This window comes from Paraburkholderia caffeinilytica (assembly GCF_003368325.1).
Classification (GTDB): Bacteria; Pseudomonadota; Gammaproteobacteria; order Burkholderiales; family Burkholderiaceae; genus Paraburkholderia; species Paraburkholderia caffeinilytica.
Window position 1 is genome coordinate 1,135,851 of record NZ_CP031467.1, and the last position, 11,602, is coordinate 1,147,452.

Genomic DNA, 11,602 nt, shown 5'->3' on the forward strand with positions numbered 1-11,602 from the left:
GGTTTCTCGTAGTGAACAAGGCCGTCATGTTCCCGCCCGGCCTAATCCGCCTGACGGGCCGCCGTTGTTGCGGCGCGGCTATGGGATTGCATTCGCTATCAGCTCGACGCCGTGATCGGTTCGACGCGACGCGGCGCATAGGTTTCCCAACCGCTGCAACCCGGGCACTGCCAGTAGAACAGCCGCGCCCTGAAGCCACAATTCTGGCACGTATACCGTGGCAGATTTTTGGTGCGCTGGCGAATCAGCGTACGCATCAGTTCGAGCTCGCTCTTCCGCGGCTCTTCCGCGACGGCTTGCTGCGCTTCCAGGAGACGCGTCATGCCCGCCAGATTCGGCGACTTCTGCATCTGCGAGCGCGCCAGCGCATGCGCGGCGTTGGGCCCACGCACCGCCGCAATGTGCTGATAGGTCACGTCGAGCAGATCGTTCGACGGATAGCGGTCTACCCACGTGATGAGCAGGTCGGCGCCATCCTGCGGACGGCCGAGCGCCTCATAGGCCTTCATCAGCTTTTCAGCGACGAGCGGCAGATAGGCGGAATTCTGCTCCTCGACACGCCGCCATTGCGCGATGGCCGCCTCGTGCGAGCCGGCCGTCGCGTCAACGTCGCCGAACAGGATCGTGGCGCGCACGTTGGTTGGGTTAGCCTTTAACGCAAAACCCAGCTGGCGGCGCGCCTCATCCGCGTTTTTCTGCTGAAGCGCTTCCTGAGCGAGCTCGCAATGAAACTGCGCGATTTCCTTGTCGAGCGATTCGGCGCCCATTGTTTCCAGATGGCGCGCGATATCGATCGACTTAACCCAGTCTTTCTCGATCTGATAGATGGTGAGCAGCGCGCGCTGCGCGCCCAACGCGTAATTGCCGGTTTCGAGCAGGCGGAAGGTTTCCTCGGCGCGATCGAGCAAACCGGCCTTCAGAAAGTCCTGGCCCAGTTCGAACAGCGCGTGATCGCGCTCGGTGACGGGCAGATCGGTACGGCCCAGCAGGTTCTGGTGGACGCGAATCGCGCGGTCCGTCTCACCGCGGCGGCGGAACAGATTACCCAGCGCGAAGTGCAATTCGACCGTTTCCGGGTCGAGTTTGACGACTTCGATAAACGCGTCGATCGCCTGGTCGGGCTGCTCATTGAGCAGGAAATTCAGGCCGCGGAAATACGAACGCGGCAGGTTGGCGCTTTCGGACAGCAGCGTCTTGAGGTCGTAGCGCGCGGCCATCCAGCCGAACGCAAAAGCGACGGGTATGACAAGCAGCCACCAGAAGTCTAGATCCATGCGATTAATGCAAATGTGCGGGAAAACGGAAGCGGGAAGCCGCGCTTCAGAAGCGCGGCAGAAGACAACTTAGATCAGCGGCGGCATGGGCGGTTGTTCGACCACCACAGGGGTTTCGCGCGCCGCACGCAACTCGCGCTTGAGCCGGCCATTCTCCATGCGCAGGCGCACCATGCCCGGCATCGACGACACCAACCCGGCCAGCAGCCCCACCACGAAGAACGCTAGGCCGATCAGAATCAAAGGCGCCGACCACGCGTAGCCAGCGAGGAAATTCAGCGTAGCAGGTTGTGTATTGGAAAGTGCGAGCACCAGTAGGAGCACGAACACCAGCACACGGATCAGCCAGACGATAAATTTCATGAATAGGTCTCTTGACGGCAGTTGCGGGGTGACGCCGGCTTGATGACGCGTCGCGCCACGGTGTTGCCCGCGCCGAAGTGACCCGTATTGTAATGGATGCCCTCGCGGCTGGGCAGGAACTGGCTGATAGCGGACTTACGCACGGTTTATCTTGCCGCGAGCGGACGCGTGCGCCGGACGAAAAAAAAGCGCCCGAAGGCGCTTTTTCTGGTCTTTTGCCGTCTGGCTTTGGCCGCTGACGCTACCAATGCCACGCTGCGAACTCACAGCGAAGCATTTACAGGTCGTCGTCATCCGGCTCATCGGCCTTCAGCGGTTCGCCCGAACGTCGGTCTACCCGCTCGCGCAACTCCTTGCCAGGCTTGAAGTGCGGCACGTACTTCTCAGGTACCAGCACCTTCTCGCCCGACTTCGGATTACGCCCGACGCGGGAGGGACGACGATTAAGGCCGAAGCTGCCGAAGCCGCGAATTTCAATGCGATGACCGTTGGCAAGCGCCTCCGACATCGCATCGAGCATCGTCTTCACCGCGAAATCCGCATCTTTAAGTACAAGCTGCGGAAATCGCGTAGCCAGCTGGGCGACCAATTCCGATTTGGTCATACTGCAGCAGACCTCTCAGGCTTTACTGGTTCTGGCCGTCAAGCTTGGCTTTCAGCAGCGCGCCAAGGTTCGTCGTGCCGGTGGCAGCCGAGCTCGAATCCGACGAAGCCAGGCCGCGGATCGCTTCCTGTTGCTCAGCCGAATCCTTGGCCTTGACCGACAGGTTGATACCACGCGACTTGCGATCGATGTTGATGATCATCGCGTTGACCTTGTCGCCTTCCTTCAGCACGTTGCGAGCATCTTCCACGCGGTCTTGTGCGATTTCCGAAGCACGCAGGTAGCCTTCGACTTCCGCCGACAGCTGAACCACAGCGCCCTTCGCGTCTACCGTCTTGACCACGCCGTCGACGATCGAACCCTTGTCGTTCATTGCAACGAAGTTGCTGAACGGGTCGCCTTCGAGCTGCTTGATACCCAGCGAAATGCGTTCCTTCTCGACGTCGATGCCGAGAACGATGGCTTCCACTTCATCGCCCTTCTTGTACTTGCGAACCGCTTCTTCGCCCGTTTCGCTCCACGACAGGTCCGACAGGTGAACCAGACCGTCGATGCCGCCCGGCAGACCGATAAAGACGCCGAAGTCGGTGATCGACTTGATTGCGCCTTGCAGCTTGTCGCCCTTCTTGAAGTTGCGGCTGAAGTCGTCCCACGGGTTCGGCTTGCATTGCTTCATGCCGAGGCTGATACGGCGGCGGTCTTCGTCGATTTCGAGAACCATGACTTCGACTTCGTCGCCCAGCTGAACAACCTTCGACGGTGCAACGTTCTTGTTCGTCCAGTCCATTTCCGACACGTGAACCAGGCCTTCGATGCCCGATTCGACTTCGACGAATGCGCCGTAGTCGGTGATGTTGGTGACCTTACCGAACAGGCGCGTGCCCGACGGGTAACGGCGCGAGATGCCTTCCCACGGATCGTCGCCCAGTTGCTTGATGCCCAGCGAAACGCGGTTCTTCTCTTGATCGAACTTGAGGATCTTCGCGGTGACTTCCTGGCCAACCGACAGCACTTCGCTCGGGTGACGCACACGACGCCATGCGATGTCGGTGATGTGCAGCAGGCCGTCGATGCCGCCGAGGTCCACGAACGCGCCGTAATCCGTGATGTTCTTCACCACGCCTTCCACGATCGCGCCTTCCTTCAGCGTTTCGAGCAGCTTTGCGCGCTCTTCGCCCTGGGTCGCTTCGATCACGGCACGGCGCGACAACACGACGTTGTTACGCTTGCGGTCGAGCTTGATGACGCGGAATTCCAGCGTCTTGCCTTCGTACGGGGTCGTGTCCTTGACCGGACGCGTGTCAACCAGCGAACCCGGCAGGAACGCGCGGATGCCGTTGACCATGACGGTCATGCCGCCCTTGACCTTGCCCGTGATCGTGCCGGTCACGAGTTCGTTGTTGTCGAGAGCCTTTTCCAGCGACAGCCACGAAGCCAGACGCTTCGCCTTGTCGCGCGACAGGATCGTGTCGCCATAGCCGTTTTCCAGCGCGTCGATCGCGACGGAAACGAAGTCGCCCGCCTGCACTTCTACCTCGCCCGCGTCGTTCAGGAACTCTTCGAGCGGGATGTAGGCTTCGGACTTGAGACCAGCGTTGACGACCACGAAGTTGTGGTCAACACGCACGACTTCGGCGGAAATCACTTCGCCGGCGCGCATGTCTTGCTTGGTCAGCGACTCTTCGAACAGAGCCGCAAAAGATTCGGTATTCGGGTTGGAAGTTTGCAGGTCGGACATAAAAATCAAAATTTGCATGGTTCTCACGGTGCCCGGCTGGCCGGATGGTCAGCAACTTCGGCAAGAGTGCGAATGCCATGCGGGGTTAAGGGGTTAATACACGCTCCACGACACACGCGGAGCACCTACTGACAACACTACTTCTACTGCGCCCACGGCCTGAACATCAGGCATGCGGGACCCATGCTCCATACCACTGCACCACCTGTTCGACCGCCTGGTCGACCGACAATGCGGAAGTATCGAGCAGCTTTGCATCCGCTGCGGGCCTGAGCGGCGCGGCCGCGCGCTGACTGTCACGCTCGTCGCGCTCACGCAAATCCCGGAGCAAGTCATCTATATTAGCAGAAAATCCTTTTTGGATCAATTGCTTATGCCGACGCGCCGCGCGGGCCTCGACACTGGCGGTCATGAACACCTTCAGTACGGCATCCTGGAAGATCACCGTGCCCATATCGCGGCCGTCGGCGACCAGCCCCGGCTCCTTGCGGAAAGCCCGCTGACGGGCCACCAGCGCGGCTCGCACGGGCGCGTGCACGGCAATCGCCGAGGCACGGCTGCCGACTTCCTCGGCACGAATGTCGGCGGATACATCGGCGCCGTCGAGCTGCGCCAGCCCCTCGCGAAAGGTGATGTGCAGGTCGTCGATCAGTTTTACAAGCGCGTCGACGTCATCCGCCACGATGTTGTAGCGCATGCTGGCGAGTGCGGCGAGGCGGTACAGCGCGCCACTGTCCAGCAAATGGAAGCCGAGATTCGCGGCAACCAGCGCAGCCACCGTGCCCTTGCCGGAGGCGCTGGGGCCGTCGATCGTAATGACGGGCGTTTGGTGAAAGGGACGGATCGGTTTCATCGAAAAAGTCGCACGTCAGTCGATTCGTGAGCGAATCAGGGTTGAGCGAGCGCGGTGAAGCGCTCGAAATAGTCAGGGAACGTCTTGCCGACGCACTTCGGGTCGTTGATCCGGATCGGCACGCCGCCCAGGCTCACGAGCGAGAAACACATCGCCATGCGGTGATCGTCGTAGGTGTCGATCGAGGCATTCGGAATCAGTTTTTCAGGCGGAGTCACGACGAGGAAATCCTCGCCCTCCTGCACCTTCGCGCCGACCTTGCGCAGCTCGGCGGCCATCGCGGCGATCCGGTCGGTTTCCTTGACGCGCCAGCTGGCGATGTTGCGCAGCGTGGTCGTGCCGTCCGCGAATAGCGCGGCGACGGCGATCGTCATCGCCGCGTCGGGAATCAGGTTGAAGTCCATGTCGATCGGATCGAGCTTGCCGTGGTCGTTGCCGACCCCGCGCACTTCGATCCAGTCGTCGCCCATCTGCAGGTTCGCGCCCATCTTGATGAGTGCATCGGCGAAGCCGACGTCACCCTGGATGCTGGAGCGGCCCACGCCTTCCACCCGCAACGGGCCGCCGCCGAGCGCGCCGGCCGCGAGGAAATACGACGCCGAGGACGCGTCGCCTTCCACCATGATGGTGCCCGGCGATTGATAGCGCTGCCCCGCCGGCACGACGAACCGGTGCCATTCATGGCGTTCGACCTTGATGCCGAAGCGCTCCATCAGCTTGATCGTGATCTCGATGTACGGCTTCGAGATCAGCTCGCCGTCCACCTGCACGATGCTCACGCCGCTTCCCGTGCGCAACAGCGGCAACGTCATCAGCAGCGAAGTCAGGAACTGGCTCGACACGTCGCCACGCACGCGGATCGGCGCTTCAGCCGTGATTTGCGCCGGGCGAATCCGCAGCGGCGGATAGCCTTCATTCTCTTCGTAGTCGACTTTCGCGCCAATTTGCCGCAAGCCGTCGACCAGGTCGCCGATCGGCCGCTCGTGCATGCGGGGCACGCCGTGAATACGATAGTTGCCGCCGTTCACCGCGAGCGCCGCGGTCAGCGGACGCACCGCCGTGCCGGCGTTGCCGAGGAACAGGTCGGCTGTGCGTGCCGTGAATGCGCCGCGCGTGCCGGTCACGACACAGGTGTCGCCCTCGCGCTTCAGCCGCACACCGAGCTTTTCGAGCGCGTCGAGCATCACGCGGGTGTCGTCGGAGTCGAGCAGGTTCGTGATCGTCGTTTCGCCTTCGGCGAGCGCCGCGAGCAGCAGCACGCGATTCGAAATGCTTTTCGAGCCAGGCAAACGAACCGTGCCGGACGCACGAGAAAATGGTCCGAGATCGAGGAATTCCATGGTTGAGTCCAGTTCCGGTTATTTCGAGGCGTCGCCGAGGGCGGCCCCTGCAGTGCGCTGTTCCTGCCATTCGCTGCGCGCCACGCGCGAGCGCGTGAACACGGCTTCGAGCGCGGCGCCGTCGCCGGCTTCGATCGCCGCACGCAAACGCGCGAGCACCGCCGTGTAGGCGTCCAGTTCGTCGAGCAGCGCCGCACGATTCGCCACGCACACGTCGCGCCACATTTCCGGGCTCGACGCGGCGATGCGCGTGAAGTCGCGGAAGCCGCCGGCGGCGAACGAGAATTTCAGCGCGGCGTCGGGCGAACTGAGAATCTGCTCGACCAGCGCGAACGACAGAACGTGCGGCAAATGGCTGACCGATGCGAGCACGCGGTCATGCTGCTCAGGCGTCATTTCCCGCACACAGGCGCCGGTGGCACGCCACATCGCGGCAACCCGTTCGACGGCTTCCGGTGCATTCTCTGGCAGCGGACACAGCACGACGTTGCGGTTCACGTACAGATCGGGCAACGCCGCATCCGGGCCGCTCGCCTCACGACCGGCGATCGGATGCCCCGGCACGAACTGACCGATGCGCGCGCCGAGCGCCGCGCGCGCGGAAGCCACCACGTCGGACTTGGTGCTGCCGGCATCGGTGACGATCGTGCCTGCGTCGAGAAAGGGTGCGATGCGTTCGAGCAACGGCTGTGTCTGCGCGACCGGCGCGGCAAGCAGCACGAAATCGGCGCCGGACAGCGCAGCACGCAACGCGACGTCGTCACCCAACGCCGCGGTTTCATCGACCACGCCCAACTCAAGCGCGCGCGCCATCGACGCAGACGAACGCCCGACGCCAACCACGGTTCGCACGCCTGTCGCCTCACCTCGCTCGCCCCGTTCACGCAACGCGCGAGCGAGCGATCCGCCGATCAGGCCGACACCGAAAATCACCAGCTTGTTAAATGAAAACGCGGCCACGTCGGTCACAGAAAAAGCGCGCCTTTCATGACGTGAGGCGCGCGGGTCAAGGTCAACCGCTTACGCGGCAGCGAGCGTCTTTTCGAGCGCCGCGAGGAACGCTTCGTTTTCTTCCGGCAGGCCGATCGTGATGCGCAGCCATTGCGGCAAACCGTAGTTGCCGACCGGACGAACGATCACACCCTGCTTCAGCAAAGCAAGATTGACGCGGTTGCCGGCTGCGTCGTCGTTGCCGACGCGTACCAGCACGAAATTGCCGTCCGACGGTACGTACTCGAGGCCGAGCCTGTCGAACGCTTCGGTCAAAAGACGATAGCCTTGGGCATTCAGGGCCGCGCTCTTTTCCAGAAACGCCTTGTCATTCAGCGCCGCGATCGCCGCGGCTTGTGCCAGCGTATTCACGTTGAACGGCTGACGCAGACGGTTCAGCAGATCGGTCAACTCAGGCTGCGCGATCGCGAAGCCGACACGCAGGCCAGCCAGGCCAAACGCCTTCGAGAATGTGCGCGAGACCAGCAGATTCGGATAACGACGCACCCACGCGATCGAATCGTAGCGCTTTTCTTCCGGCAGATATTCCGTGTAAGCCTCGTCGAGCACGACGACCACGGTGCGCGGCACCTTGTCGAGAAACGCTTCGAGCTTCGCGCCTTCGATGAACGTGCCGGTCGGATTATTCGGGTTCGCGACGAAGATCAGGCGGGTGTCGTCCGTGATCGCGGCGAGCATCGCGTCGAGGTCATGGCCGTACTTGACGGCCGGTACGACGATCGAACGAGCACCCACGCCTTGCGTGGCGAGCGCGTAGACCGCGAACGAGTACTGCGCGTAGACGATCGACTGGCCCTTCTCGACGAACGCATGCGCGGCAATTTCGAGAATGTCGTTACTGCCGTTGCCAAGCGTGACCCAGTCGGCCGGCACGCCATAGCGTTCGCTCAGCGCCGCCTTCAGTTCGAATGCATTCGCGTCCGGATAACGACCGAGTTCGCTGGCCGCTTGCGCCATCGCGCGTTGCGCCGATTCCGGCATGCCGAGCGGATTTTCGTTCGACGCGAGCTTCACGATGGTCGCTTCGTCGAGACCGAACTCGCGGGCCACTTCCGAAATCGGCTTGCCGGCGATGTAAGGCGCGATCGCGCGCACATAGGAAGGACCGAAGGACGTTGTCATGAAAATCTCCGAACGACTAATTAGTAGTGAGTGAATACGCAACAGGCGCGTTCGCACGGCACGAGCGCGTCTCGACGGACCTTAGCGGGCGCGCGGATACGAGCCGAGTATCTTCAGGAACGCGGCCTTCTGGCCGAGTTCGGCGAGTGCGGCGGCAACCGCAGGATCGTCGCGATGGCCTTCGATATCGATGTAAAAGTAGTACTCCCACGTGCCAACGCGCGCCGGGCGCGATTCGAAACGGGTCATCGAGACGCTATGGCGCGCGAGCGGTTCCAACAGCTTGACCATCGCACCCGGTTCGTTCACCACGGAGACGATCAGCGAAGTCTGGTCGTAGCCGCTCGGGCCAGCCGGCTGTTTGCCGATCATCACGAAACGCGTGCGGTTATGCGGATCGTCCTGGATCAGAGCGTACGCGACCTGCAGACCGTAGTGTGTGGCGGCGCGGTCGCCGGCGATGGCCGCGACTGTCGGATCTTCCGCCGCCATGCGCGCGGCTTCGGCGTTGCTCGACACCGCCTGGCGCTCGAGATGCGGCGCGTTGGTCGCGAGCCAGCGCTGGCACTGGGCGAGCGCCTGCGCGTGCGCGCACACCCGCGTCACGCCGGTGAGGCCGCCGTTCAGCGTCAGGAGATTATGGTGAATCGGTAAAGCCAGTTCGCCGCCGATCGTGAGCTGGGTTTGCAACAGCAGATCGAGCGTGCGCGATACCGCGCCTTCAGTCGAATTCTCGACCGGCACGACGCCGAATTCGGCTGCACCCGCTTCGACCGAGCGAAATACTTCGTCGATCGACGGGCACGGCAAACCTTCGATCGACTGACCGAAGTACTCGTGCATGGCCTGTTCGCTATATGTTCCAACCGGGCCTAGATACGCGGCCTTGATGGTCTTCTCGAGCGCACGGCTCGCGGCCATGATCTCGCGCCAGATCGCGCTGATATGTTCGCTGGCCAGCGGGCCCTCGCTCATATCCTGCAGGCGCGCGATCACCTGCTGCTCGCGCTCGGGGCGGAACACCGGTGCATTGAAATGCTTCTTGACCTCGCCCACTTCGAGCGCCACCGCGGCGCGCTGGTTGAGAAGCGCGATCAGTTGCGCGTCGAGCGCGTCGATGCGTTCGCGAAGGGGTTTGAGTCGGGTATTGAGTTCGTCGTCCATGCGTGAAAACGGCCCTGCCGGTAGCTGCTGCACAAATGCGTGCTGGAAAGAATACGCGCGCCTGAATGTCTGGAACGATCAGGCGCTGCGCTGTTCGAATTCCTTCATGTATTCGACAAGCGCTTTGACGCCTTCGAGCGGGACAGCGTTATAAATCGACGCCCGCATGCCGCCGACGGACTTGTGGCCCTTTAGCTGCACCATTCCCCGCGCTTTCGCGCCGGCCAGGAAATCTTCGTTGCGCGACTCGTCGGCGAGGAAAAACGGTACGTTCATCCGCGAGCGCGAGCCACGCTCGACCTTGTTCAGATAGAAGCTGCTCGAATCGATCGCGTCGTACAACAGCTTCGATTTTTCGAGATTACGCGCTTCCATCGCGGCGAGGCCACCCTGCTTCTTCAACCACTTGAACACCAGCCCTGCGATGTAGATCGCGTACGTAGGCGGCGTGTTGTACATCGAATTGTTCTCGGCGACGGTTCGCCATTCGAACGCCGACGGGCAGACCGGCTGCGCACGATCCAGCATGTCTTCGCGCACGATCACGACCGTCACACCCGCCATGCCGATGTTCTTCTGCGCGCCGCCGAACAGCACGCCATATTTGGCGATGTCCATCGGGCGCGACAGGATGTGCGACGAGGCGTCCGCCACTAGCGGAATATCGCCGAGGTCGGGAATCTCGAACGTCTCGACGCCGTGGATGGTTTCGTTGGTGCACAGATGCACGTACGCCGGATCGTCCGACAGCCGCCATTCCGAGCGAGCCGGCGCGCGCGTGAAGCCGTCGTCCGTCTGACCGCTGGCCGCGAGGTGCGCCGTGCCGTACTTTTGCGCTTCCTTGAACGACTTCTGCGACCACGAACCGGTCACAACGAAGTCCGCACGCGGTTTTGCGCCCATCAGATTCATCGGCACGATCGCGTTCTCGCCCAGGCCACCGCCTTGCAGGAACAAAATCCGATGGCTGGCCGGCACCTCGAGCAACTCGCGCAGATCGAGGAGCGCTTCCTCGTGGATCGACATGAATTCTTTGCCGCGATGGCTCATTTCCATCACGCTCATGCCACTGCCCCGCCAATCGAGCATCTCGTCGGCTGCTTGACGCAGCACTTCTTCGGGCATGGCAGCCGGGCCGGCGGAGAAATTAAAGACGCGCATCGTGAGATCCTGGAAGCTGGCGCAAAAAAACGAACAGATCGCGCAATATCGGCGAAGTTGGCAACCACGAAGGCAGCCGCTGCAAAGCTAACGACGCGAACTCGACAACGCGAGTTGAACGACACGCGTTTGACAACACGCGTTTGACAACAATTTCGCGCCCAAAAAGAAAATGGCCGTCTGCGCGTGTGCGCAAACGGCCATTATCGCATTGTCACCGCTAACCCGCCAAACCCGGCAAGCCATATGGCTTGCCGAGCGGCAGCCAACGCGATGTCAGCGTGGCCTTTCGACCTTTTGGCTCAACTCGCTGGCCTACTTAGCCAACTCATTTAACCAGCTTACTTGGCCGGCTTGACCGAAGCGACTTCCTTGTCAGCCTGGTCGCGCGTTGCCTTGATCGATTGCGGCATGTACTTTTGCATCAAGCCATTCACGACGTCGCGGCCAACCTGGTCTTGCACCTGGATGAACTTGCGGCCGGTCGGGCTCTTGTAGAACGCGGTCAGATCCTTGATTTCCGACGTGCTGTAGTACTTCGCGTAAGCGTCGTACTGAGCTTGCATTGCGTCCTGGCGGAAGCTGTCCGTTGCGAACACCTGGCCTGCGCCGTCAACCAGCTTCGGCACTGCGTTCTTTTGCAGCGTCGGGACGGAAGCCTGCTTCTGCTTGTCCGTCATCGTCTTGTTTTCGCTCAGGGCGTCCGACAGGATAGCCGGAACCAGCTGCTTGGCTTGCATCTGGGCGCTGTTGCCGATCGCGCCGACGAGCTTCTGCGCGTCGATTGCGTCCAGCAGGTCCTTGATTGCAGCCTGCTTGGCCGGATCAACCGGTGCAGCGGCAGCAGCCGGAGCCGGAGCCGCCGGGGCCGAGCTCTGAAGCGCTTGAGCCATAGCGAAGGTCGGCACGAGAGCAGCCAGCAACATCAGTTGTTTGAATCGTTTTTGCATCATTACTCCCTAAGAGAAATTA

The 11,602-nt window shown here is 61.9% G+C and carries 11 protein-coding genes; all 11 read right to left on the bottom strand.

Annotated features, from left to right (window positions below):
* Positions 1 to 98: 98 nt before the first annotated feature.
* The gene (gene lapB / locus DSC91_RS21070) at positions 99 to 1,274 is read right to left on the bottom strand and encodes a lipopolysaccharide assembly protein LapB (RefSeq protein ID WP_115780698.1); all 1,176 of its coding nucleotides are present in this window, start codon (positions 1,272 to 1,274) and stop codon (positions 99 to 101) included.
* 69 nt (positions 1,275 to 1,343) lie between these two features.
* Entirely contained in the window at positions 1,344 to 1,637 is a 294-nt protein-coding gene (locus DSC91_RS21075) for a LapA family protein (protein WP_115780699.1), read from the bottom strand.
* Positions 1,638 to 1,914: 277 nt separating this feature from the next.
* A complete protein-coding gene (locus DSC91_RS21080) occupies positions 1,915 to 2,241 on the bottom strand; it encodes an integration host factor subunit beta (RefSeq protein ID WP_028200079.1) in 327 nt (108 codons plus the stop codon).
* Between the two features lie 22 nt (positions 2,242 to 2,263).
* The gene (rpsA, locus tag DSC91_RS21085) at positions 2,264 to 3,997 is read right to left on the bottom strand and encodes a 30S ribosomal protein S1 (RefSeq protein ID WP_028200080.1); all 1,734 of its coding nucleotides are present in this window, start codon (positions 3,995 to 3,997) and stop codon (positions 2,264 to 2,266) included.
* Positions 3,998 to 4,145: 148 nt separating this feature from the next.
* The gene (cmk, locus tag DSC91_RS21090; RefSeq protein ID WP_115780700.1) at positions 4,146 to 4,832 is read right to left on the bottom strand and encodes a (d)CMP kinase; all 687 of its coding nucleotides are present in this window, start codon (positions 4,830 to 4,832) and stop codon (positions 4,146 to 4,148) included.
* A 35-nt stretch (positions 4,833 to 4,867) separates the two neighbouring features.
* Positions 4,868 to 6,172, bottom strand: a complete 1,305-nt coding sequence (aroA, locus tag DSC91_RS21095) for a 3-phosphoshikimate 1-carboxyvinyltransferase (protein ID WP_115780701.1) — start codon at positions 6,170 to 6,172, stop codon at positions 4,868 to 4,870.
* An 18-nt stretch (positions 6,173 to 6,190) separates the two neighbouring features.
* Positions 6,191 to 7,141 (bottom strand): prephenate dehydrogenase, encoded by a 951-nt coding sequence (locus DSC91_RS21100; protein WP_115780702.1) that lies wholly within the window; start codon positions 7,139 to 7,141, stop codon positions 6,191 to 6,193.
* 51 nt (positions 7,142 to 7,192) lie between these two features.
* Positions 7,193 to 8,305 (bottom strand): histidinol-phosphate transaminase, encoded by a 1,113-nt coding sequence (hisC, locus tag DSC91_RS21105; protein WP_115780703.1) that lies wholly within the window; start codon positions 8,303 to 8,305, stop codon positions 7,193 to 7,195.
* A gap of 81 nt (positions 8,306 to 8,386) precedes the next feature.
* Positions 8,387 to 9,469, bottom strand: coding sequence for a prephenate dehydratase (gene pheA, locus DSC91_RS21110; protein WP_115780704.1), 1,083 nt, complete (start codon positions 9,467 to 9,469; stop codon positions 8,387 to 8,389).
* A gap of 78 nt (positions 9,470 to 9,547) precedes the next feature.
* On the bottom strand, positions 9,548 to 10,630 hold the full coding sequence (gene serC, locus DSC91_RS21115) for a 3-phosphoserine/phosphohydroxythreonine transaminase (RefSeq protein ID WP_115780705.1): 1,083 nt from the start codon (positions 10,628 to 10,630) through the stop codon (positions 9,548 to 9,550).
* Positions 10,631 to 10,971: 341 nt separating this feature from the next.
* Positions 10,972 to 11,580 (bottom strand): DUF2059 domain-containing protein, encoded by a 609-nt coding sequence (locus DSC91_RS21120; protein WP_115780706.1) that lies wholly within the window; start codon positions 11,578 to 11,580, stop codon positions 10,972 to 10,974.
* Positions 11,581 to 11,602: the final 22 nt, after the last annotated feature.